The sequence below is a fragment of the Geothrix sp. SG200 genome, from assembly GCF_022808935.1.
Classification (GTDB): domain Bacteria; phylum Acidobacteriota; class Holophagae; order Holophagales; family Holophagaceae; genus Geothrix; species Geothrix alkalitolerans.
The window spans coordinates 552,324-576,006 of record NZ_JAKZFR010000001.1; the positions used below are offsets into that span (position 1 = coordinate 552,324).

The 23,683-nt window shown below is 69.4% G+C and carries 19 protein-coding genes; 11 read left to right on the forward strand and 8 right to left on the reverse strand.

The annotated features are described in order from the left end of the window. Window positions 1-99: 99 nt before the first annotated feature. A complete protein-coding gene (locus tag ML539_RS02440; RefSeq protein ID WP_243320333.1) occupies window positions 100-687 on the forward strand; it encodes a hypothetical protein in 588 nt (195 codons plus the stop codon). Between the two features lie 16 nt (window positions 688-703). Here ML539_RS02440 and ML539_RS02445 read toward each other — a convergent pair whose 3' ends face one another. Then, entirely contained in the window at window positions 704-1,501 is a 798-nt protein-coding gene (locus tag ML539_RS02445) for a carbon-nitrogen family hydrolase (protein ID WP_243320334.1), read from the reverse strand. A gap of 434 nt (window positions 1,502-1,935) precedes the next feature. Further along, window positions 1,936-3,012, reverse strand: coding sequence for an FAD-dependent oxidoreductase (locus ML539_RS02450; protein WP_243320335.1), 1,077 nt, complete (start codon window positions 3,010-3,012; stop codon window positions 1,936-1,938). A gap of 138 nt (window positions 3,013-3,150) precedes the next feature. Here ML539_RS02450 and ML539_RS02455 point away from each other — a divergent pair, with 138 nt between their 5' ends. From ML539_RS02455 to ML539_RS02485, 7 genes are all read left to right on the forward strand, one after another. Then, window positions 3,151-3,543, forward strand: a complete 393-nt coding sequence (locus tag ML539_RS02455; protein ID WP_243320336.1) for a hypothetical protein — start codon at window positions 3,151-3,153, stop codon at window positions 3,541-3,543. Window positions 3,544-3,614: 71 nt separating this feature from the next. Beyond that, window positions 3,615-5,015 (forward strand): TolC family protein, encoded by a 1,401-nt coding sequence (locus ML539_RS02460; protein ID WP_243320337.1) that lies wholly within the window; start codon window positions 3,615-3,617, stop codon window positions 5,013-5,015. A 10-nt stretch (window positions 5,016-5,025) separates the two neighbouring features. Then, window positions 5,026-6,453: an efflux RND transporter periplasmic adaptor subunit gene (locus ML539_RS02465; protein ID WP_243320338.1), complete on the forward strand. Its 1,428-nt coding sequence runs from the start codon at window positions 5,026-5,028 to the stop codon at window positions 6,451-6,453. A gap of 174 nt (window positions 6,454-6,627) precedes the next feature. After that, window positions 6,628-9,948 carry a CusA/CzcA family heavy metal efflux RND transporter gene (locus ML539_RS02470; protein WP_243320339.1) on the forward strand — a complete coding sequence of 1,107 codons (3,321 nt, stop codon included), beginning with the start codon at window positions 6,628-6,630 and terminating at the stop codon, window positions 9,946-9,948. An 82-nt stretch (window positions 9,949-10,030) separates the two neighbouring features. Continuing rightward, window positions 10,031-10,258, forward strand: coding sequence for a hypothetical protein (locus ML539_RS02475; protein WP_243320340.1), 228 nt, complete (start codon window positions 10,031-10,033; stop codon window positions 10,256-10,258). A gap of 31 nt (window positions 10,259-10,289) precedes the next feature. Next, window positions 10,290-10,529, forward strand: a complete 240-nt coding sequence (locus ML539_RS02480; protein WP_243320341.1) for a hypothetical protein — start codon at window positions 10,290-10,292, stop codon at window positions 10,527-10,529. A gap of 197 nt (window positions 10,530-10,726) precedes the next feature. Continuing rightward, window positions 10,727-12,370: a M4 family metallopeptidase gene (locus ML539_RS02485; protein ID WP_243320342.1), complete on the forward strand. Its 1,644-nt coding sequence runs from the start codon at window positions 10,727-10,729 to the stop codon at window positions 12,368-12,370. A gap of 6 nt (window positions 12,371-12,376) precedes the next feature. On the opposite strand, the gene ML539_RS02490 is transcribed toward ML539_RS02485, so the two are convergent. Together ML539_RS02490 and ML539_RS02495 are read right to left on the reverse strand one after the other, a co-directional pair. Next, window positions 12,377-13,018, reverse strand: a complete 642-nt coding sequence (locus tag ML539_RS02490) for a CoA pyrophosphatase (protein WP_243320343.1) — start codon at window positions 13,016-13,018, stop codon at window positions 12,377-12,379. Next, window positions 13,015-15,234 carry a bifunctional (p)ppGpp synthetase/guanosine-3',5'-bis(diphosphate) 3'-pyrophosphohydrolase gene (locus ML539_RS02495; RefSeq protein WP_243320344.1) on the reverse strand — a complete coding sequence of 740 codons (2,220 nt, stop codon included), beginning with the start codon at window positions 15,232-15,234 and terminating at the stop codon, window positions 13,015-13,017. Before ML539_RS02495 ends, ML539_RS02490 begins: the two co-directional genes overlap by 4 nt. A 64-nt stretch (window positions 15,235-15,298) precedes the next feature. On the opposite strand from ML539_RS02495, the gene ML539_RS02500 reads away from it, so the two are divergent. Both ML539_RS02500 and ML539_RS02505 read left to right on the forward strand, forming a co-directional pair. Next, the gene (locus tag ML539_RS02500; protein WP_243320345.1) at window positions 15,299-16,159 is read left to right on the forward strand and encodes a methyltransferase; all 861 of its coding nucleotides are present in this window, start codon (window positions 15,299-15,301) and stop codon (window positions 16,157-16,159) included. 58 nt (window positions 16,160-16,217) lie between these two features. Next, window positions 16,218-16,997 (forward strand): FKBP-type peptidyl-prolyl cis-trans isomerase, encoded by a 780-nt coding sequence (locus tag ML539_RS02505; RefSeq protein WP_243320346.1) that lies wholly within the window; start codon window positions 16,218-16,220, stop codon window positions 16,995-16,997. 35 nt (window positions 16,998-17,032) lie between these two features. Here the strand turns inward: ML539_RS02505 and ML539_RS02510 are convergent, their stop codons facing one another. The 3 genes from ML539_RS02510 to ML539_RS02520 are packed head-to-tail and all read right to left on the reverse strand — an operon-like array spanning window position 17,033 to window position 20,753. Then, a complete protein-coding gene (locus ML539_RS02510; RefSeq protein WP_243320347.1) occupies window positions 17,033-18,415 on the reverse strand; it encodes a M20/M25/M40 family metallo-hydrolase in 1,383 nt (460 codons plus the stop codon). Window positions 18,416-18,423: 8 nt separating this feature from the next. Further along, window positions 18,424-19,914 carry a hypothetical protein gene (locus ML539_RS02515; protein ID WP_243320348.1) on the reverse strand — a complete coding sequence of 497 codons (1,491 nt, stop codon included), beginning with the start codon at window positions 19,912-19,914 and terminating at the stop codon, window positions 18,424-18,426. Window positions 19,915-19,958: 44 nt separating this feature from the next. Then, window positions 19,959-20,753: a response regulator gene (locus ML539_RS02520; protein WP_243320349.1), complete on the reverse strand. Its 795-nt coding sequence runs from the start codon at window positions 20,751-20,753 to the stop codon at window positions 19,959-19,961. 157 nt (window positions 20,754-20,910) lie between these two features. Between ML539_RS02520 and lepA the strand changes: the two genes are divergently transcribed. Then, the gene (lepA, locus tag ML539_RS02525; RefSeq protein ID WP_243320351.1) at window positions 20,911-22,728 is read left to right on the forward strand and encodes a translation elongation factor 4; all 1,818 of its coding nucleotides are present in this window, start codon (window positions 20,911-20,913) and stop codon (window positions 22,726-22,728) included. Here lepA and ML539_RS02530 read toward each other — a convergent pair. Continuing rightward, window positions 22,725-23,591, reverse strand: coding sequence for a hypothetical protein (locus ML539_RS02530; RefSeq protein ID WP_243320354.1), 867 nt, complete (start codon window positions 23,589-23,591; stop codon window positions 22,725-22,727). The genes lepA and ML539_RS02530 overlap by 4 nt on opposite strands. Window positions 23,592-23,683: the final 92 nt, after the last annotated feature.

The window sequence follows — 23,683 nt, forward strand, 5'->3', positions numbered from 1 at the left end:
GAGGGGGGTGGACTTCGGGACAGGGCGGGACGCAGACCTGGTGGCCGGAAGGGCCGGGCGGGGGTAGGATCGGGCAGCCCCTGGCCATCCGGAGACCCCTTGCGCGTCCGTGCGTCCATCCTCCTCGCCTGCCTCGCGCTCGCTGGCCCTGCCGCGCGGTCAGCGCCCCCCGAGCGCGGAGGCGAGGACCTGATCGCCCGGGTGCTGGCGGCCACGGCGGCCCCGGGCGGAACCACCGTGCTGCGCCCGGAGACGCGCCTGGGGATGGTCCGGATGGATTCGCCGGAGGAGCGGGCGCGCAGCCTGGATTACTGCAAGAAGAACCTCCAGGTGCCCGGCTACGACGCCTCGGCCCTCATCGATGCCCTCTTCGAGCACAATGCGGCGCCGGTGCGGCTGCGCCTCTCCTCGGCGCCCAAGGACGGCTACCTGGTGGACCATGACGGCACCTACGCGGCCTACTTCAAGACCGGGGGCGGCGGGTGGGCGAAGCTCCGCCGGGACCACCCCGGCGCCGGGGGCATGGCCACGGTCTCGATCCCCGTGGTGGACCGCGAGCAGCGCCTGCTCCTGATCTACCTCGGCACCCAGTACGACTGGCTGGCGGGTTCGGGGCACCTGGTGGTGTTCCGGATGGAGGACGGGAAGCTGCGGGAGGTCGCCAGCCTCATGATGTGGATCTCCTGAGGGCCGGACGGGCCACTTAGGGCATCAGGCGGCGATAGACGTCCGGCCGGCGGTCCCCCAGGGCCGGAAAGCGCGTCCGCCAGGCCCGCAGGGCGTCCAGGTCGAGGTCGCCCACCACCAGCCCCTCGGTGGCGTCGCCCTTCGCCACGACCTCGCCAAAGGCGTCGTGGAGGGCGGAGGCGCCGGGATACTCGAGGCCCGCCCCGTCGCGCCCCACGCGGTTCGCGCCGCAGACAGCCATCTGGTTCTCGATGGCCCGGGCGGCCAGCAGGGTGGACCAGGCGGCGATGCGGCGCACGGGCCAGTTGGCGGGGACGAACACCACCTCGGCCCCTCGGGCGGCGAGAGCCCGGAAGGGCTCGGGGAAGCGCAGGTCGTAGCAGACCTGCAGGCCGCAGAGGATGCCGTCCACCTCGAACAGGGGGCAGTCCTCCCCGCCGGAGTAGTGCTGGTGCTCCTCGCCGTAGGAGAAGGGGTGGATCTTCCGGTAGGCGGCGAGCAGCGAGCCGTCCGGCGCGGTGACGAAGGCGGCGTTGCGGGGGTGCGGCGCGTGGGCCTCCACCGCCGAGCCCACCAGGTAGAGGCTGAACTCCCGCGAGAGCGCCGCCACGGCCTCCGTGGTGGGGCCGGGAATCGGCTCGGCGAAGGGTTCGGGCGCCATGGTGAAGCCCAGCGTGAAGAGCTCGGGGAACACCGCCACCCGCGCGCCTGCTTGGGCCGCTTGCTGGACGAACCCTCGCGCCCGGGCCAGGTTCGCGGCCGGATCCTGCCAGACCGTGTCCTGCTGGATGAGGGCGACGCGGAGAGAGGTCATGGGGAGATCTTAAAAGATGGAACCGCGAATGGCGCGAATGGGCGCGAATGAAAAAGCAGCAAGGGTCATCGCCACGAAGGTGAGGACCCAAGAAAGACTGGACCGTGTCGTTCTTCGTTCTGGGCGCCCTTCAGCCAGGAAATGCTCGAACCGCAGATAAAACAGAGGCACCCCGGCCAGGACATCCGGGCCTGCGGCCCCGGGCCGCGCCTCGCACGACCCGTTTCCCGGGCGGCGGCTGTGGCGGCCCATAAAAGCCGCCCGGAACCGCCACCCGGGAAAGGATGTCCGGAGTGGGTCGAGTCCCCTCTGCGCCCTCCGCGCGCCCGAAGGGCATCTCCGCGTTCTCTGCGTTCCTCATTTTTCCGGATGAGGTTGGCCAATGTTCAGGTATTTGCCTTATTCGCGCCCATTCGCGCCATTCGCGGTTCCCATCAGTTCCTGAATCTTCGCGGATCGAGTGGTCCGGCGGTGGTATGGCGGAGGTAGCAATCGGCGGCGAGCTGGCCGACGGCGAGGCCGCTGGTCATGCCGTGGCCGCCGAGGCCGGCGGACCAGAACAGGCGCGGATTCCAGGGGTCCCAGCCGATGACGAAGCGGCGGTCCGGGGCGAAGGTGCGCAGGCCGGCCCAGGTGCGGGTGATGGGGCGCTCCGCCAGGTCCGGAGCCAGTTCACGCAGGCTGGCGAAGAGGCCCTCGAGCACGGCCGGGTCCGTGTCCGGCTGGCGCCCGCGCGGGGGCAGGGGCACGGCCACCTCCTCGCAGGGGCACATGAGGACGCCGCCGCTCTCGGGTCGCAGGTAGAAGGGGCGGTCCACCCACCAGGCCCAGGGATCCCGCTGGGGGTGCGCGGCGCCGCTCCACACCAGGGAGCGCCGCAGGGGCGTGTAGGCGATCTGCGAGCCCGCTTGGCGGCCCAGCTCGCCGGCCCAGGCGCCCGCCGCGATGGCCAGGGTCCTGGCGCGCAGCGGCCCCCGATCCGTATCCAGGTCGAAGCCATCCTGCGTCGGGCGGATCGCACTCACACCGCAGCCGAAGCGCAGGTCCGCGCCGCCGGCCCGGGCGCCCTCGACGCAGGCCTGCAGCAGGCCCGCGGCGTCGATGACGCCATCGCCGGGAATGGCCAGGTGCTCGGCGGCCCGGAGGCCGGGCAGGGGGATGCCCGCGCCGCGATGGACCGCCACGCCGTGGCGTCCGGCCTCGGCCTCGAAGGTGTCCAGGGGGCCGCGCTCCGTGCTCGCCAGGAGACCGCCGCTGGCTGTCATCAGGCTCGCCTCCGCCAGGCGCCGTCGGCCCTCTACCGTGAGGGCCGTGTGCTCGTCGCGGCCCGTGAGGGACCGGGCCACGGCGGCATTGTGGCCGCTGGCGTAGGTGCCGGGCTGGTCCTCCCGGTCCAGGAGGATGACGCTCTCTGGGCCCCCCTGGCCGGCCCGGGCCAGGTGGAAGGCGAGGCTCAGGCCGGCGATGCCGCCGCCGATGATCGCCAGGTCCGCCGTTTCATTCGTGCCCATCCATTCATCGTAGCGCTGATGCGCGCGGGATCTCGGTTTGGCGGCGGCCCGGAGGCGCTTCCGTGTGACCGCCGTCAATCTTTTCGTGTTGCCACACGGGTGGAGGGCCTATCATGAACTCCATTCAGAGGTTCCTCCGTGCGGACGATCCTGCGCACCATCCTGGCCGTCGCGCTGCTCCTGGGCGGCGTGGGCGGGGACTGGGCGCTGGCGGGCGACCGGACGGCGGCCCAGCCTCACGACTGCTGCTGCGGCACTGTGCCTCCCGGCATGGACGACCCCTGCCCCTGCCCGAAGCCGGACAGCAACCGCGCACCTCAGCGGGGCGCCTGCGCCGAGCGCCAAGTGGTCGTCGCCCCGGCGGCCCGCCGGGCGGAACAAGGCGCGCGCCGGACCGAGCCCCGGCCCGAGCCGGCCGGCTGGGCCAAGGCGGCCTCGGTCGATGTGGACTCCCTGCCTCTCCGCGCCGAAGGCGGCCGCGACCCGGACCTGGGTCGACACCTGGCGCGCCTGAGCACCTTCCGGATCTGATCCGGGACTGAGCGAAGCCTTGCCTGCTCGTGGGAGTGGGCCGACCCTCTTTCCCGTTTCCGGAGATCCCCATGCGCACGCTGCTGCGCCTGGCCCCGGCCCTGGTGCTCGCCGCGCCGGCCCTGGCCCAGGCCCCCCATCACACCCCTCCAGTCGCCTCGCCGACCCCGGAGGCTGACCCGGTCCTGGCAGGCCTCCTGGCCGAGGCGCTCGGGAAACATCCCGATGTCCAGCGGGCGGAGGCCACCGTGCGCATGGACCAGGAGCGCATCCCCCAGGCGGGCGTGCTGCCCGATCCCACCTTGTCGCTGGGCCTCCAGAACGACGGCTTCAACGGGATCCAGGTCGGGAAGATGGAGACCAGCTTCTACAGCGTGGCCTTCACCCAGCCCTTCCCCTGGCCGGGCAAGCGCGGCCTGCGGAAGGAGGTGGCCGCCGCCGGCGTCAGCGTGTCGGAGGCCACCCGCAGCCGCGTGCAGATGAGCCTGGAGGCCGATGTGCGCCGGGGCTATGCGGCCCTCCTCCTGGTGCGGGGGCAGAAGGAGCTGCTGGCCCAGCAGACCATCTTCCTGGAGCAGGCCGAGCGCCTGGCCCGCACCCGCTACGAGGTGGGGCAGGGCAGCCAGGGTGACCTGCTGCGGGCCCAGCTGGAGCTGACCCGCCTCAAGCAGGCGACCTGGGCCCTGGAGGCGGAGGAGCGGACCACGCTCGCCGCCCTGAACCGGCTGCGTCAGCACGACCCGGCCGACCCCATCCCCACCACCGCGGCACTGGCGGACCTGCCGGAACCTGCCTCCCTCACGCCGGAGCAGGTCGAGGCCCGCAGCCCCGAGCTGGCGGGCGCGCGGGCCAACGTCCGGCAGACCGAGAAGCTGGTGGAGCTGGCGAAGCTGGATCGCCGCCCGGACTTCGCCGTCACCGCGGGCATCATGCCCCGGGGCAGCCTGGATCCCATGTGGCAGGTGGGCTTGAGCATCTCCCTGCCCATCTACGGCCGGTCCAAGCAGCAGCGCGCCATCGCCGAGCACGAGCACCACCGCCTGGGACAGGGCGCCGAGGTGGAATCCGTGCGCACCCTCCTGCGCCAGCGCACCGAGGAGCGGGCCATCCAGATCGAGACCCTGCGCCGCACCCGGGACCTCTACCGCGAGGGCCTCCTGGTGCAGAGCGAGGCCACGTTCAAGGCCGCTCTGGCCCAGTACGAGGCCGGCCGCGCGCCCTTCCTGGGCGCTCTCGAAGCCCTCAACGGCTGGGTGGGCGACCAGGGGGCCTACCTGCAGACCCTGGCCCAGCTCCAGGCCCAGCACATCGCCCTGGGCGAAGCGGCCCTCGGCGCCACGCCCCCCATCACCGGCGGGGCATTGGCTTCGGCCAGCCTGTCCGCCGGCGCCGCCGCGCCCACCGCCTCGACATCCGCCGCCAAGGTTCCGGGCCAGGCCCAGGACAGCGGTCCCGCCGCCATGAAGATGTAGGAGATCCCCGATGACCACCGAACGACCTGATTTCGATTCCCCGACTCCGGCCCGGGCGTCGCGCCTCCGCACCCTCGGCCTGGTGGCCCTGGGTCTGGTGGCCGGCATCGGCGGCACGCTGATGCTGCGGCCCGCTCCGAAACACGATCACGAGCACGAGGCCGCCAGCGCGGCGGCGCCCAGGAAGCAGATGTACCAGTGCCCCATGCACCCGCAGATCATCCAGGACCACCCGGGTACCTGCCCCATCTGCGGCATGGACCTGGTGCCCATGGAAGGCGAGGCTCCCAGGGACAAGGGCAAGGTCATCTACTACCGCTCGCCCATGAACCCCAGCCAGACCTCGCCGGTGCCCATGAAGGACGAGATGGGGATGGACTATGTGCCCGTCTATGAAGGCGACCTGAAAGGCGAAGGCGCGGGGATCGAGTCCCACGCCGCGGTGAAGATAGACCCCGAGCGCCAGCAGCTCATCGGCCTGCGCACGGAGAAGGTGGCGGAGGGGACCGTCAGCGGCGAGCTGCGGGCCCTGGGCCGCGTGGCCATCGACGAGACCCGCGTCCGCAAGGTGAACGTGAAGGTGGAGGGCTTCGTGGAGAAGCTCTTCGTGGACTACGTGGGCAAGCCCGTGGCCAAGGGGCAGCCCCTCTTCAGCCTCTACGCCCCCGAGTTCGTCAGCGCCCAGCGGGAGTACCTGCTGGCCCTGAAGACCCAGAAGGCCCTGAGCAGCGGCTCGCTCCAGCAGTCAGGCGGCGAGCTCCTGGAGGCGGCCAAACGGCGGCTCCTGCTCTGGGACGTGCCGCCCGAGGCCATCGACCGGCTGGAGAAGACGGGCGAAGTCCAACGGGCCCTCACGCTGCGCAGCCCCATCTCCGGCATCGTGACCGTGAAGAACGTGGTGGAGGGCGCCCGGCTCACCCCGGCGGACATCCCCTTCGAGATCACGGACCTGAGCCGCGTCTGGGTGCAGGTGGACGTCTACGAGGCCGAGCTGAGCCGCGTGAAGGTGGGCCTTCCCGCCGAGCTGACGACCCAGGCCGCGCCGGGCAGGACCCTCAAGGGCCGCATCGCCTTCGTGGATCCCGTCATGGATCCCAAGACCCGCACCGCGCGGGCCCGCCTGGAGTTCCCCAACCCCGGCGGCATCCTCAAGCCTGAGATGTTCGGCGACGTGGTGATCCACGGTCCGGGCCGCAAGGGCCTCCTCGTCCCCCTGGACGCCGTGCTGGACGCGGGCACCACCAAGGTGGCGTTCGTCTCCCTGGGAGACGGCAAGTTCGAGCCCCGCGAAGTCACCACCGGCGCCACGGTAGGCGAGCAGGTGGAGATCCGCTCGGGTCTGTCGGCCGGGGATGAAGTCGTCGTCCGCGCCAACTTCCTGGTGGACTCCGAATCCCGCCTGAAGGCCGCCCTGGCCCAGATGACGCACAAGCACTGAGGTGAGGGCCGTCATGAATCCATCGCCAAAGAAACAGAATCTGATAAGCGGAGGAACGCAGAGAAGCGGAGGAAAGCTGAGTAAAACAGTTTTCTCTTTCTCCGCTCTCCTCGGCCCCTCCGCTCTCCTCCGCTTTGAGAATTCCTTGCTGTATTCCCTCACGGGGAGGCCCGCATGAGCGGACACGCCGCCTACGATCCCGAACACCCGACCTTCCTCCAGCGGATCATCCGCTTCTCGGCGGAGAACCGCTGGCTGGTCATCGCCGCATCGGCGGTGCTGCTGGCCATGTCCTTCTGGACCATGCGGAATATCCCCCTGGACGCGCTGCCGGACCTCAGCGACACCCAGGTCATCGTCTACAGCAAGTGGGACCGGAGCCCCGACATCGTCGAGGACCAGGTCACCTACCCCATCGTCACCAGCCTGCTGGGGGCGCCGAAGGTGAAGGCCGTGCGCGGCCTCTCGGACTTCGGGTTCTCCTACGTCTACGTGATCTTCGAGGACGGCACGGACATCTACTGGGCCCGCAGCCGGGTGATGGAGTACCTCTCGAAAATCACCGCCAACCTGCCGCCGGGGGTGCAGACCTCCCTCGGCCCCGACGCCACCTCCGTGGGCTGGGTCTACCAGTACGCCCTGGTGGACCACAGCGGCAAGCACAGCTCGGACGAGCTGCGCTCGCTCCAGGACTGGTTCCTGCGCTACGGCCTGCAGAGCACGCCCGGCGTGGCGGAAGTGGCCACCGTGGGCGGCCAGGCCCGGCAGTTCCAGGTGCAGGTGGATCCCAACAAGCTGGCGGCCTACCGCATCCCCATCGAGTCCGTCATCGGGGCGGTGAAGGGGGCCAACGCGGAAGTGGGTGGCCGCCTCGTCGAATACAGCGGCCGCGAGTACATGGTCCGGGGCCGGGGCTACGTGAAGGCCACGAAGGACCTGGAGTCGGCCGTGCTCAAGGCCGAGAACGGCACGCCGGTGCGGCTGGGCGACGTGGCCACCGTGACCCTGGGGCCCGAGATGCGCCGGGGCCTCGCGGACCTGGACGGCCAGGGCGATGTGGTGGGCGGCATCGTGGTCATGCGCCAGGGCGAGAACGCCCTGAACGTCATCGAGCGCGTGAAGGCCCGGATCGGGGAGCTGAAGCAGGGCCTGCCCGAAGGCGTGGACGTGATCACCGTCTACGACCGCTCCGAGCTGATCCACAACGCCATCAGCACCGTGAAGCACAAGCTCATCGAGGAAATGATCGTCGTCTCCATCATCATCCTCATCTTCCTGTGGCACGTCCCCTCGGCCCTGGTGCCCATCGTCACCATCCCCGTGAGCGTGGCGCTGGCCTTCATCCCGATGTACGGCATCGGGCAGAACGCCAACCTCATGAGCCTGGCGGGCATCGCCATCTCCATCGGCGTGCTGGTGGACGGCGCCATCGTGGAGGTGGAGAACGCCTACAAGAAGATCGAGAAGTGGATCGAGGCGGGAAAACCCGGCAGCTTCCATCAGGTGCGGCTGGAGGCCCTGATGGAGGTGGGGCCTTCCGTCTTCTTCTCCCTGCTGGTGGTGGCGGTGAGCTTCATGCCCATCTTCACCCTGCTGGACCAGGAGGGCCGGCTCTTCAAGCCACTGGCGTACTCCAAGAACCTGGCCATGGCCATCGCAGCCATCCTGGCGCTGACGCTGGACCCCGCCATGCGCATGCTCTTCGCGCGGGTGGAGCCCTTCATGTTCAAGCCCAGGTGGCTGGCCTGGACCTTCACCCAGCTCGCCGTGGGCAAGTACTACGCCGAGGAGAAGCACCCCATCAGCGTCTTCCTCCACCGCATCTACGAGGGGCCCTGCCGGTTCGTGGTGCGCCACGCCAAGGCCACCATCGCGGTGGCGGTGCTGCTGGTGGTGGCCACCATCCCCGCGTTCATGAGCCTGGGCAGCGAGTTCATGCCTCCGCTCAACGAAGGCACGATCCTCTACATGCCCTCCACGCTGCCGGGCCTCAGCCAGACCGAGGCCCAGCGCATCCTCCAGGTGCAGGACCGCCTCATCCGCACTGTGCCGGAGGTGGAGCGCGTCTTCGGCAAGGCCGGCCGCGCCGACACGGCCACCGACCCGGCCCCCTTCTCCATGATGGAGACCGTGATCGTGCTCAAGCCCGAGGACCAGTGGCGCGCGAAGCCCCGCTGGTTCAGCGCCTGGGCACCTGACTTCCTGAAGGCCGCCCTGCGTCCCATCTGGCGGGACCGGATCACGGAGGAGGACATCGTGGCGGACCTGGACCGCGTGGTGCGGCTCCCGGCCATTCCCAACGCCTGGACCATGCCCATCAAGGCCCGCCAGGACATGCTCTCCACAGGCATCCGCACGCCCGTGGGCCTCAAGATCAACGGGGCGGACCTGGCCACCATCGAGAAGGTGGCTGTGGACGCCGAGCGCATCCTTTCGGGTGTGCCGGGCACCCGGAGCGCCTTCGCGGAGCGCACGGCCCAGGGCTACTTCCTGGACTTCGTGCTCAAGCGCGACCAGCTCGCCCGCTACGGGCTCAGCGTGGAGCAGGCCAACATGCTGGTGATGACCGCCATCGGCGGCGACAACCAGAGCACGGTCTTCGACGGCCGGGCCCGCTACCCCGTGAACGTCCGCTACGCCCGCGACTTCCGCGAGAGCCCGGATGCCCTCAAGCGGGTGCTCGTCCCCACGCCCAGCGGCGCCATGATTCCCATGGAGGAGATCGCGGAGCTCACGTGGGCCAACGGCCCCGCCATGATCCGCGACGAGAACGGCCAGATGAACGGCTACGTGCTGGTGGACTTCGACACCTCGAAGTTCGACGTGGGCACCTACGTCCAGCATGCCAAGGCCGCGGTGGAGAAGGAGCTCAAGCTGCCCGCCGGCTACAGCCTCACCTGGTCGGGGCAGTACGAGAACATGATCCGCGTGAAGGAGCGGCTGAAGGTCATCCTGCCCATCACGCTGGTGCTGATCTTCGGCCTGCTCTACGCCAACACCAAGAGCGCCTTCAAGGCCTCCGTGGTGATGCTGGCGGTGCCCTTCAGCGCCATCGGCGCCTTCTGGCTGCTGTGGGCCCTGGGCTACAACATGAGCATCGCCGTGTGGGTGGGCCTCATCGCCCTCATGGGCCTGGACGCCGAGACCGGCGTGTTCATGCTGCTCTTCCTGGACCTCAGCCACGACGAGGCGAAGCGGGAAGGCCGGCTGAACAGCACCGGCGACCTGGTGGAGGCCATCATCCACGGGGCCGTGAAGCGCGTGCGGCCCAAGGCCATGACCGTCTTCGCAGCCTTCATGGGCCTGCTGCCCATCATGTGGAGCACCGGCACCGGCGCCGACGTCATGAAGCGCATCGCCGCGCCCATGGTGGGCGGCCTGGCCACCAGCTTCCTGCTCGAGCTGCTTGTCTATCCGTCCATCTACTACCTCTGGAAGCGCAAGGAGGTGGTGGAGGGGCCGGCCACTCCAATGCCCGGCCTGATCCCGGGCTGACGCCCATCCGCACCCCGGCGGTCCCGTCCACGGCCCAGGGACCGCCGGCCACTCCAGGGCCGTGATGCCCATAGGAATCCCCATGCTCAATCTCCTGCTCACGCTGGCCGTCGCGGCCACGCCGCACGCCAAGCCCGCCACCAACGCCAAGTGCCCCGTCCTCGGCGGCAAGGTCAGCGAAAAGTCCAAGACCGTGGTCGTCCGCGGCCAGGAATACCGCCTCTGCTGCGGCGGCTGCGACGCCCAGCTGCTCAAGGACCCCGACAAGTACCTCGAGAAGGACGGCACTCCGAAAAATGCCCGGAAGTAGGGGATAAACTGTAGCCCCGGAGGAGACCCCCATGCTGAATGCCGCCCTGTTGAGCCTCGCCGTCCTGGCCGCCCCTGCGCCCCAGAAGGCCAAGCCTGCCGTGAACACGAAGGATCCCGTCTGCAAGATGACGGTGGATGCCAAGTCCGCCACCGTCGCCGTGCGGGGCCGCGAGTACCGCATCTGCAGCAAGTACTGCGGCGAGACCCTCATGAAGGACCCCGATAAGTACCTGGACAAGGATGGCTCGGTGAAGGCCGAGAAGAAGTAGTCCCAACCAGGATCCGAAAGGCCCGGACGCGCAAGTGCGCGCCCGGGCCTTTTCGTGGTTGCACAAGTCCAATACTGGTAATAATTGTTAAACATGAACGAAAAAGGTCGAAAAATTAACACAACTTAACAGGCGGGAGTAGGATCGTGGCCCCAGGTCGGGTGGACCCCCCGACCCTCCTTTCGCCTGGAGGTCCCATGCGCCATGTGGTTCCCTTCCTCCTCCCCGCCTGCCTCCTGGCCGCGCCGCCGGACCAGGCCCGCACCGATGCCCTGGTCCGCGAAGCCCAGAGCCACCTGGCCGCCCGGGCCTTCCAGATGGGCCTGGGCCCGCACGCGGGCTTCACCTTCCGGAACCTCGTCTCCGATGCCCTCGGCGAGGACCATGTCCGGCTCGACCAGGCCTACAAGGGGGTGCCCGTGTTCGAGGGCGAGGCCATCGTCCACTTCCGGAACGGCCGGGTGCGGGCGGTGACCGACGACCTGGTGCGCGGCCCGGCCCTCAACGTGGAGCCCACCCTGGGTCGGGCCGAGGTCCTGGCGGCGGCCCATGCGGCCCTGGCCCCCCGCGGCACCTACGCCCATGAACCCACCGCCACCCTTGTCGTGGCGGGCCTCGAGCCGGACGGCCCGGGCCGGGCCACGCGGTATGTCCTGGCCTACCACGTCCACACGGAGCTCGAGAATGGGGCCCAGGAGACGAAGCACACGGACTTCCTCGTGGATGCCCACACGGGCCGGATCCTCGAATCCTGGGATACCCTCCACACCGCCGGGACCACCGGCACGGGCCAGTCGCAGTGGTACGGGACCGTGAGCCTCAGCACCAACAGCACCGCCACCGGCTACGAGCTGCGGGACACCACCCGGGGTACGGGCGGCACCTTCGGGAACAACGTCACCACCAACCTGCTCAATGGCACCTCCGGCACGGGCACGATCTTCACCGACGCCGACAACGCCTGGGGCGACGGGCTGCAGTACAACGGCACGCCGGGCATGAGCGCGAACGCCCAGACCGCTGGGGTGGACGGCCACCGGGGCATGCAGGCCACGTGGGACTTCTATCTGAACGCCTTCAGCCGGAACGGCATCGACGATGCCGGCGGGGCCACCTTCAGCCGCATGCACTACAGCAGCCAGTACGACAACGCCTTCTGGTCGGACAGCTGCTTCTGCATGACCTATGGGGACGGCCAGGTGGGGGGCTCCGTGGGCGAGGCGGACCTGGACACGGCCGGCCACGAGATGAGCCACGGCGTGTGTTCCGCCACCGCCAATCTCCAGTACCGGCGGGAGTCCGGGGGCCTCAACGAGGCCAACTCGGACATCTTCGGCACCCTGGTGGAGTTCTACACCCTGAACAACAGCACCGGCAGCTTCATCCCCAGTACGGCGGGCCCGGGTCCCATCACGGCCAACTACATGCTGTTCGAGAACAGCTGGGGCCATGGCGGCACGCCCCTGCGGTGGATGTACAAGCCCAGCCTCGACGGCCGCAGCCCGGACTTCTACAGCAAGACGCTGGGACGCCTGGATGTCCACTACAGCTCCGGCGTGGCCAACCACTTCTTCTTCCTCCTGGCCCATGGCAGCCAGGTGGATTCCCTCTCCGGCAACATCGCCTCGCCCATGACCAACGGCGTCACCAGCATCACCGGCATCGGCAACGACAAGGCCGGCCGCATCTGGTACCGGGCTCTCACCGTCTACATGACCAAGCGCACGGACTATGCCGGGGCGCGCATGGCGACCCTGAACGCGGCGGCTGACCTCTACGGAGCCGCCTCCACCGAGTACGCCACCGTAAACACCGCCTGGCTGGCCGTGAACGTGAAGTAGGCACTCTTAGGCCTGCGCCGGCTTCGCAGGGTCGGCGCAGGCCTTCAGCACATCCAGCCAGGCCTTCAGCACGAAGGCTGTCGCTCCCCAGAGCGGCGCCTGGGGCAGCTCGAGCCTGGGCACATCGAGGGCCAGGCCGTGCCGTTCGAGGCGCTCGATGGTCCAGGGGGCCTCCATGAGGGGCGCCAGGGGGAGCAGGAGGACCTGCTCGAGCTCGTGGTCCAGGCGGAAGCTGGGCTTCGGCTCCTCCCAGCGGAAGAACACCGGGGTGAACCGCACCCGGGCCTTGGCCACGCCGTCGGGAAAGCACCCGAGCTCCCAGAGGCCCGTGGACACGCCGATCTCCTCGGCCACCTCCCGCCTCGCCGTGGCGGGCAGGTCCCGGTCCCGGGGCTCCACCATGCCCCCCGGGAAGGCGATCTCGCCGGGGTGGTGCGGCGCGCCGTAGCCCCGCTGGACGAGGATGATCTTGCGCGCGCCAGCGAGGTCGCCCCAGAGGATGACCCCGACCGCCGCGCGGCGCTGATCCTCGGGGATGCGGGCGCTGATCTTGTGCGGGTCGGGCCCGAGCTGGGGCCGCCGCAGGCTCTCGGCGATGCGGGCCCAGGGGACCGGCGGGGCTTCGTCGGGGGGACGCCAGGCGCTCATTTCACCTTCCCGAACACGGATCCCTTCACCCGCTCCACGGTGTAGACGCCGCGGATGCGGCGCAGGCCGGCCATGAGCTCCACCAGGTGGGTCCGGTCGCGCACCCGCAGGGCGATGTGGAAGAGGCCGGCCCCCTCCTCCGTGGCCGAGCCGTGGAAGCGCTGCACGTTGATGCCCACGCGCTGGATGCCTTCGGAGATGGCGGCCACCATGCCGGGCCGGTCCTCGGTGGTGAGGGCGATCTCCGTGTCGTAGAGCTCCGTCCCGTGCTTGCCCCAGGCCACGTTCACGCGGCGCTCGGGGTGCATGGTCCCCTTCGTGAGCTGGGGGCAGTCGGCCCGGTGAATGGCGGTGCCGCGGGTGCGGGTGATGTAGCCCACCACCTCGTCGCCCCAGATGGGCTTGCAGCAGGCGGCCAGGGCGTAGAGGATGCCGGCGGTGTCGCCCACCACCACCGAATCCATGAGGTTGGAGACGTTCTCCTTGGGCTTGGCGCGCTCGGGTTCGGGGACCAGGGGCTCGAGGAGCTTGTGGACCGTGATGCGGCCGAAGCCCAGGGCGGCATGGGCCGCGTCCCAGTTCGCCAGCTTCAGCTCCACCAGCCGCACCTCGAGCTTGGCCTGGGCCTCGGGGTCGTCCAGGCGCACGCCCAGGACCCGGGCTTCCCGCTCGAGCCGTTCCCGGCCGAGGGTGACGGCGTGGGCGCGCTCCTCCTCGCGGATGAAGGCCTGGATGCGGCTCTTGGCGCCCGCGGACTTGACGAAGCCCAGCCAGTCGCGGCTGGGCTTGTGGTCGGGCCGGGTGAGGATCTCCACGCGGTCGCCGTTCTGGAGGGTGTGCTTCAGGGGCACCATGCGCCCGTTCACCTTGGCGCCCACGCAGCGGTGGCCCACCTGGGTGTGGATGGCGTAGGCGAAGTCCACGGGCGTGCTGCCCTCCACCAGGCTGCGGAGGTCACCCTTGGGCGTGAAGACCTGGATGCGGTTGAAGGTCAGCTCGCCGCGCAGGTTGGCCACCAGGTCGCGGCTGTCCTGGGCATCCTGGTGCAGCTCCACCATGCGGCGGAGGAAGGCCACCTGGTTGATCTCCAGGCGGTTGGCGATGCGGCCGTCCTTGTAGGTCCAGTGGCTGGCGATGCCGGCCTCGGCGTGGAGGTGCATCTCCTCCGTGCGGATCTGCACCTCGAAGATGTCGCCGGAGCTCATCAGCACCGTGGTGTGGATGCTCTGGTACCCGTTCTCCTTGGGCAGGCTGATGTAGTCCTTGAACTTGCCAGGCACGGGCCGGTAGAGGCCGTGGACGAGGCCCAGGGCCGTGTAGCAGCTGGCGCGGTCCGGGCAGATGATGCGGTAGGCCAGCCAGTCGTGGATGTCCTCGAAGCCCTTGGCCTGGGCGCCCATCTTCTTCCAGATGCCATAGAGGTGCTTGACCCGTCCGGTGACGTGGGCGTTGATGCCCTGCTGGCGGAGGATGGCCTGGAGCGAGCCGTGGATCTCCTGGATGGTGCCGGAGAGCTTGGCGCGCTTGGTCTCCACCGCGTTCTTGAGATACTCGTACTGCTCGGGCTCCAGCTGGCGGAAGGCCAGGTCTTCCAGCTCCAGGCGCACCACGCCCATGCCCAGGCGGTTGGCCAGGGGCGCGTAGAGCTCCAGCGTCTCCCTGGAAATCCGGCGGCGCTTCTCCTCCTCCATGACGCCCAGGGTCTTCATGTTGTGCAGCCGGTCCGCCAGCTTCACGAGGAGGACGCGGACATCCTTGCCCATGGCCACCAGCAGCTTGCGGACGTTCTCGGCGTTGAGCAGGTGCTTGTCCGTGAAGGCCAGCTTGCTCATCTTGGTGAGGCCGTCGACGATCTCGCCGATCTCGTCCCCGAACTGCGCCTTCACCTGGGGCAGGGTCATGAGGGTGTCTTCCACCACGTCATGGAGGAGGCCGCAGGCCACGCTCACGGCGTCCAGCCGCCAGTCCGCCAGGCTCTGGGCCACGGCCAGGGGGTGGAAGAAATAGGGCTCGCCGCTCTTGCGGAGCTGGGTGGCGTGCATGTCCCGGCCCACGGTGTAGGCGCGGCGGAGCAGGGCCACGTCTCCGTTGGGGTGGTGCTTGAGGAAGGCCGCCTTCACCCGGTCGAAGGCCCCATCGAGGGTGAGGCAACTGTCCCCTTCGCAGGCCGAGCCTTCCCCCTCGCGGAGGACGGGCTCCAGGGTTTTCCCAGGCACGGCCATGGTTGAGTGTCGCGCAGGGGCGCTTCTGAATCCAGGCGGTTTATCGGACACTCGTGGGATGCCGCGCCGCTCCCCCCCTGACGATGCCTCCGCCTACAAGGGCTGGACCCGGCCCGGGCCCGTGCCTCCGGGCGGAGTGGACGCGGAGCCTGGCGAGACCCTGGACGGCCTCTGCGGGCGCTGGCGGATCTTCCAGCTGGAGAAGGGCAACCGCTTCAGCACCGACGACCTGGTGACCGCCTGGTACGGCACCGCCTGGTGCCCCCGGGCGGGCCGCATCGCGGACCTGGGCTCGGGCATCGGAAGCGTGGCCCTCATGGCCGCCTGGCGCTGCCCCGGCGCCGTGGTGCACACGGTCGAGGCCCAGGAGGCGAGCCTGCGCCTGGCCCGGAAGAGCATCCGCTACAACGGCCAGGAAGCCCGCATCTTCCCGCGCCTGGGCGACCTCCGCGATCCTGCCCTGTTCGAAGGCGAAGCCCCCTTCGATCTGGTGACGGGCACGCCGCCCTACTGGCCCGAAGGCCACCGCCTGCCTGCGGCCCATCCCCAGTCCGTGCCCGCCCGCCTGGAGGTGCGCGGCAGCATCGCGGACTATGCCAGGACCGCGGCCCGGATCCTGGCCCCGGGCGGGATCTTCGCCTGCGTCTTCCCCAACGACCAGCGGGCGCGCGCCCTGGTGGCCCTGCGCGAGGCCGGCCTGCTGTGCCTCCACCGCCGGGAGATCGTCTTCAAGGAAGGCGAACCCTACGGCCTGGACGTCTTCGCCGCCGGCCGCCGCCAGGACTACCCCGAGGATTTCGAAGCCCGCGCCCAGTGCCCCGAGGTCGAGCCCCCCATCCTCATCCGCCGCGCCGACGGCAGCGTGGACCCCGCCATCGCCGGCGTGAGGCTCGCCGTGGGGTTCCCGCCGGGCGTGTGACGCGGCCCGCCCCCGTATCCTGGATCAGGCCCACCCGGGTCCCCCTTGGAACGCCACCATGAGCCTGCGCGCCATTCCTGTCCTGCTTCCTGCGCTCTTCCTCCACGCCGCGCCGCCGGACCTGGCGGTCCCGCCGGCGGATGCCCTCCGCACGCCCAGCGGCGTGGCCTACCGGGTGATCCAGGCCGGGAAGGGGGACGCCCGCCCCGTGCCCGGCGGATTCGTCCGCGCGCATTTCACAGGGTGGGGTGCGGATGGAGCGGTCTTCGCCAACACCCGGGCGCTGGATGAGGCGCCGTACCTGGGCCTGGACCGGCTGATGCCGGGCATGCGGGAGATGCTGCTGGCCATGGCCGTGGGCGAGCAGCGGCGGGTGTGGCTTCCGGAGGCCCAGGCCTTCGGGGGCGCCAAGGGCCGGCCGGCCGGGACGGTGGTGATGGACCTGGAGCTCCTGGATGCCGTGCCGCCCCCCGCGCAGGCCCCTGTGGATGTGGCGGCCCCCCCGGCGGATGCGACGGTGCTGCGCTCCGGTCTGGCCTTCAAGGTCCTCAGGCCCGGAACGGGAAAGGCGCACCCCGTCCCGGCCAGCTGGGTCTCGGTCCACTACACGGGTTGGACCACGGATGGGAAAGTGTTCGACAGCTCGCTGACAAAAGGGGTTTCGGTGCCGCTACAGCTGAAGGGCACCATCCCGGGCTGGGTCGAGGGGCTCCAGCTCATGGTGGAAGGCGAGCGCAGGCGATTCTGGATTCCCGAGAAGCTCGCCTACCAGGGCGCACGCGACATGCCTAGGGGCATGCTGGTCTTCGACGTGGAGCTGGTGCGGATCAGCCAGTGATCGGCAGGTGACCCTGGCCGGCTTCGCCGGCTGGCCTAGTTGAACCGCACCTCCGACTGCGCCAGGGCGTAGGCGAAGCTGGCGAGGGCGGCGGCGTTCCAGGCGAGGTCGTCGGGGTTCACCTTGTCCACGGTGTCGGCCTGGGTGTGGTGGATGTCGAAGTAGTGGGTGGCGGCGTGGCCGACGCCGAGGCCGGGGACGCCTTCGGCGACCATGGGGCCCACGTCCGCGCCGGAGCCGCCCAGGCGCAGGTCGATGGTCCCGAAGGGCTCCAGCGCGTCCTTCCCGACCTTTTTCAGCGAGGCCAGGGCGCCCGCTTTGGCCTCCGGCGAGGCCTTGCGGAGGTCCAGGCTGAAGCCCTTGATGCGCTCGCTGCCGGAGTCGGTCTCGAAGGCGGCCACGATGTTCTGCAGCTCGGGGCGGTGGGCGTCGCGGTAGCCCAGGCCGCCGCGCAGGCCGTTCTCCTCGTTGGTCCAGAGCACCACGCGGAGGGTGCGGCGGGGCTTCAGGCCCAGGGACTGGATGAGCCGCACGGCTTCCATGGCGGTGACGGTGCCCGCGCCGTCGTCCTGGGCACCCTGGCCCACGTCCCAGCTGTCCAGGTGGCCACTGAGGATCACCACCTCATCGGGCTTCTCGCTGCCGCGGATCTCGGCCACTACGTTGGCGGAGGGGGCGTCCGGGAGTGTCTTCGCGCCCATCTCAAGCCTCAGGCGGATGCGTTCGCCCCGGTCCTGCATGCGCCGCATCTGCGTGGACGTCTCGATGGTGACGGCGGCGGTGGGAATCTTCGGGAAGGCCGGGTCGTAGTCCATGACGCCGGTGTGCGGGGTGTCCAGGCTCACGGGGCCCACGGACCGCACCAGGGCGGCGACCGCACCGTACTTGGCGGCCCGGGAGGCGCCGTCGTGGCGGTAGGCCACCGTGCGGCCATACCCCTGGAAGGGCACGTCGTAGAGGACGATCTTCCCCTTCACGACGTCGCCGAGCTTGTCGAGCTCGTCGAAGGAGCCCACCACGACGACATCCGCCGTGAGGCCGCCTTCGGGGGTGCCCACACTGCCGCCGAGGCCCAGCAGGTTCACCCGCTGGGGGGTCGGCAGCAGCAGCTCGGCAGACTCCTTCCCGCGCACCCAGTGGGGCACCATGACCTTTTCTGCATGGACATTGACGAGGCCTGCCGCCTTCAGCCGCCCCTGGGCCCAGTCGATGGCCTGGTCCAGCTGGGGCGAGCCGCTCAGCCGGTTCCCGATCCGGTCACAGAGCCAGGCGAGGTCCGCATAGGCGCCGTGGGTGCGGAAGGCCTCGGCGCGCAGCCGCTCGGCCGTGACATGGGCCGCCTGGGAGGGCGTCGGGAGCGGTGTCTCTGCGCCCAGGCAGGCAGCGGCTAGGAAGAGGAGGCAGAAGGTTGATTTCATGCCTCATCTTACTTGGCAGATGTCCGGGCGCGGGATTTTTTTGCCAAGGGCCGCACCAAGCTCACCCGGACTCGCATGCGGCCGCTGGCGTCAGTCTCCAGGACCTCCCAGGACAGGGGTCCGCTGCGGCCCCTGGGATTCTCGCCGGGGCCCAGGTTGAAGGCCGCGTCATCCAGCTCCCAGCGGCCGCAGGGGAAGCGGGGCTTGGGCGGTTCGGGGCTGCCAGGGTGGGCGTCCACCACGCGCACAGGGCCCTGGGGCTCGTCGGGACTGAGCAGGGAGGGATCGACGGTGGCCACCACCAGGCCTTCGTGGCCTGGCCCGAAGCGCCCGCCCACGCGGCCCCGCTCGAAGCCCCAGGGTCGGCGGACCTCCAGGCTGAAGAAGCGGCCCTTCTTCCGGGGATCGGGCAGGGTCACCCACTGGGGATCGGCGCCAGGGGCGCGGGATACGGGGGCGATCCAGCCCTCCCACGACGGGCCCTTCACGGCGAGGCGATGGACCAGGCCCCGGAACCAGCCGCGGTACCAGAGCTCCGATCGCACCCAGGCGGTGGGATGGGAGGGGCTGTAGCCGGTGTCCTCCACCCAGGGGCCCTCTTCAGGGTGGGAGCGGTCCCAGCCGCGATACTGGCCCGCGTCCATGAGATCCCAGATGCCGGCCGTGAGGGGGTCGCCGCAATCCAGGTAGAGGTCGTCCACGCGGTGCTCGCCCATGGCGTGGAAGGCCTCGTGGACGATGTTCCCCAGCGGGACTTCCTCGGTCATGAAGATCAGGGGCCAGCGCCGGGTCTTGTCCCAGGGCAGGGGCAGGAGGAGGCTCACGGCCTTGAGGTCGGCCTCGTCGGCGGTCAGCGACTGTGGCTTGCCGGGCGTGATGATCCAGAGGTGGTCGGGCTTGCCGTCCGGACGGACCGCACCGGTGCGGTTGTCGAGGCGGTCGCAGTCGCCGAGATCCTCGCCCTGCAGTCGTTCCAGAACCCAGCCGGCCATGGCCATCTTGCGGTCGTCGGTCCTCGGGGCGGGGAAATCGGCGCTCCGGAGCTTGAGGAAGCGGCCCTCGACGAGGGACACGGCCCCCTTGCTCACCTCGTACAGGTAGTTGGCCGCGCTGGCCACGCCAGGGCGGCGCGAGAAGATCAGCTCCCGCAGGGCACCATCCGGCAGCTTGGAGCCCTCATCCGTGAAGTCGAGGCGGACGATGAAGATGGCCTCCTTGCGGAACCTGGGCTCCGGGCTGAGGGCGATGTCGCCGCGCCACTCGGCGGCCGGCACCAGGTCGCGGCGCCAGCCATCCTTCTCCACCGCAAGGATCGCATCCTCGGGTTCCAGGTCCAGGTGGAAGCGGCCTTCCGCGTCCGTCAGCGCCAGGGGCGGATCTCCGGCGGGAGACACCCTCGGCTGCCGGTCCGGGTAGACGCGGACGCCGGCGAGGCCCCGGTGGCCATCCGTGACTCGGCCTTCCACGGAGGCGGCAGGGGCAGAGGCGGCGAGGGCCACAAGGAGCCCGAAGGCGGCTCCTCTTGTTCGGCGATGGCGTGCCTTCATGCCTGGCCGACCCGTTTCTGGAGCTGGGCCAGCCGGGCCAGGAGGGCCACCCGGCGGCGGGTTTCAGTGGCCACCAGCGGCTTTTCCAGGGCGTCGCACACGGGCTCGCGGAGGCGGGACCAGGCCTCGAGCTCGCCGGGATCGTGCAGGAGGAGGATGGGCAGGTCCCTCAGATCCTGCGATCGGCCCAGGGTCGTCGCCAGATCCATGGCGCTGCCATTGGCCAGATCCGTGTCCAGCACCAGCACATCGGGGGATTCGGCGAGGATCTGGGCCCGGGCCTGGGCTTCGTCCTGGGCCTCCAGGAAGATCGCCTGGTCCTTGCCGAAGTGGTTCTGGACCTGGGTGAGCACCATGGAACTGGCAGACGCCACCAGCACCTTGGGGCGGGCGGGCGGTAGCGGACCGGTGCGGAGCGACAGGGCCCGCACGCGAAGGTGGGTCTGGATGCGCACCTGGAGGAGCAGGTTGCTCGCGGGCTTGCGGATGAAGTCATCCGCCCCGGCGGTGTAGCTGCGGTCCTTGGCGTCCCGGCTCAGGGCCGTCAGCACCAGCACGGGGATGTCCGCCGTGGCGGGATCCGTCTTGATGGCCTCGCAGGCCTTGAAGCCGTCCATGGACGGCATCACCACATCCATGATCACCATGTCGGGCTCGGGCCGGTCCGTCTGGAGGCGCGCCAGCGCCTCCTCGCCGTTCGCCGCCACGATCAGGCGGTGCCCCAGCGGCTGGATCTGCGCCTCCAGCAGCCGCCGCTGCAGGGCATTGTCTTCTACCATCAGGATGGTCATGGGAGACGCGAAGTGGGACAAGCGGACTCCTTGGCTCTCGGCCTTGAGGTTAAAGGTCCCATCGGCTCGGATCAACCACGGCTTGAGGCCCCAGTAGGTAAAACCCCGCAGACAGTGGGGGTTTCCAACAGTACAATGACCAGTTCGAGGTTCCTCAGTGGCTCATCCCAGTCTCATCCGCAATTTCTCCATCGTCGCACACATCGACCACGGCAAGTCGACGCTGGCGGACCGTCTCCTCGAACTCACCAAGACGGTGGCGCAGCGCGACATGCAGGCCCAGATTCTCGACGACATGGATCTGGAGCGGGAGCGGGGCATCACCATCAAGGCCCACGCGGTGACGCTGAAATACCTGGCGCTGGACGGTCAGACCTACACGCTGAACCTCATCGACACGCCTGGCCACGTGGACTTCACCTACGAGGTGAGCCGCAGCCTCGCCGCCTGCGAGGGCGCCATCCTGGTGGTGGACGCCACCCAGGGCGTGGAGGCCCAGACCCTGGCCAACACCTACCTGGCCCTGGAGAACGGGCTGGAGGTGTTCCCGGTGCTGAACAAGACCGACCTGCCCAGTGCGGACCCCGAGCGGGTGCTGGAGCAGATCGACACGGTCATCGGCCTGGTGGACACGGCCCACGCGGTGAACGTGAGCGCCAAGACCGGCGAGAACTGCGACCAGGTGCTCGAGCAGATCGTGAAGTGCATCCCCGCCCCCCAGGGCGATCCGGACGCGCCGTTGCAGGCCCTCGTCTTCGACTGCTACTACGATGCCTACCGGGGCATCGTGAACCTCATCCGCGTGGTGAACGGCACCCTGAAGGCCGGCGACCAGATCCGCTTCATGTCCACGGGCAGCGAGCACCGGGTGGACGAGATCGGCATCTTCGATCCCAAGATGGACAAGCAGGAGACCCTGTCCGTGGGCGAGGTGGGCTACCTGGTGGCCAGCATCAAGTCGCTGGTGGACGTCAAGGTGGGCGACACCATCACCCACGCCGTGACCAACACCACCAAGCCGGCCAAGGAGATGCTGAAGGGCTTCAAGGAGATCCAGCCCGTGGTCTTCGCGGGGATCTTCCCCACCTCCAGCGACGACTTCGAGGACCTCCGCAACGCCATGGACAAGCTGCGCCTCAACGACAGCAGCTTCACCTACGAGCCCGAGACCTCCACCGCCCTGGGCTTCGGCTTCCGCTGCGGCTTCCTGGGCCTGCTCCACATGGAGATCGTCCAGGAGCGCCTGGAGCGCGAGTTCGACCTGGACCTCATCACCACGGCCCCCAGCGTGCGCTACCACGTGCACCTGACGGACGGCAGCGAGACCGCCGTGGACAACCCTTCGAAGCTGCCGCCGCTGCAGAAGATCGCGAAGATCGAGGAGCCGATCATCGAGGCCACGATCCTCACCCGCACCGACTTCGTCGGCGGCCTGCTGAAGCTCTGCGAGGAGCGCCGCGGCATCCAGCAGAAGCTGGAATACGTGAGCCAGGACCGTGTGATGCTCGTCTACGAGCTGCCCCTGAACGAGGTGGTTCTGGACTTCTACGACAAGCTCAAGTCCATCTCCAAGGGCTACGCCAGCTTCGACTACCACATGAAGCACTACACGGAATCCGACCTGGTGAAGATGGACATTCTGGTGAACGGCGAGGCCGTGGACGCGCTGTCCATCCTCGTCCACCGCAGCAAGAGCCAGACCCTTGGCCTGGCGCTCTGCCAGCGCATGAAGGAAGTGATCCCCCAGCAGCTCTTCGATGTGGCCGTGCAGGCCGCCATCGGCAGCAAGATCATCGCCCGGACCAACGTGAAGGCCCGCCGCAAGGACGTGCTCGCCAAGTGCTACGGCGGCGACATCAGCCGCAAGAAGAAGCTCCTCAACAAGCAGAAGGAAGGGAAGAAGCGGATGAAGGCCATCGGCAACGTAGAGATCCCCCAGGAAGCCTTCCTGGCGATCCTGAAGGTCGAGGGCTAGTCAGCCTTGCTGTTCTTGATCTCTCCGGATTCCACGAGGTTGGCGAGCAGGCGCTGGAGCTCGTCCTCGCCCAGGATGCCGCGCCGCTGGAAGAGGCGGACCATGCCCAGGACGATGGCGCGGGTCCCGTAGGATTCCAGGGTGGGCACCGACTCGCGGAGCGTGCGGCCGGGGATGAGGTCGGGGGGAGCCTCAGGCGGAGGATCCGCCTTCTCGAAGAACCGGAACGGATCGAGATCCGTGGTGTCGTAGGAGGGCGCCCCGGTGGCGTCGAAGAAGGGGTCCCGCGGGAAGGCGTGTTCTGCCGCGGGGCCGGGCGCGGGCACGGGCAGCGGGTTGAGGCTGAAGGTGACCGGGAGGGCCTCGTCTTCGTCGTGGGAGCCGACCACGTCCACCGTGACCGGGGCCCCGGGAGCGGTCGCCTCGAGGTTCCGGTAGAGCTCCCCGATGGCCTTTCGCAGCGCGCTGTGCGAAGCCACCACGGGCTGGATGTGCAGCCCGGACGCGAACCGGGCGCTGTCCATGGCGTTCAGGTCCGACGGGTCGGACATGGCCAGCACGAGCGATTTCGGCTCCCGGGTGGCCACGGGAAGCACGGTGAACTGGTCCGCCAGCCGGTGGGGGACCAGCTTCAGCACCTCGGGCGGCACCGCGAGGTTCCGCACGTCCATCTGGGGCACTCCGGCCTGCTGGCTGAGGAAGTCCATGAGGACCTCCTCGCTGATGTAGCCGAGGGCCACGAGGTTGCTGCCCAGGCGGCCCCGGGCGATCTTCTGGTGGGTGATGGCGCTCTGGAGCTGGGCCGGCGTGATGAGGCCCGATTCCACGAGCAGTTCGCCAAGCCGCTTGATCGGTTGCTGCATGAGGGAGTCCTGGGGACGTCGGTCTTCCGGTGATGCACAGAGGGTGGCCCCCAAGGTAACGTCATTCAAGGCTTTTGTGGCCGGGAGGGGGC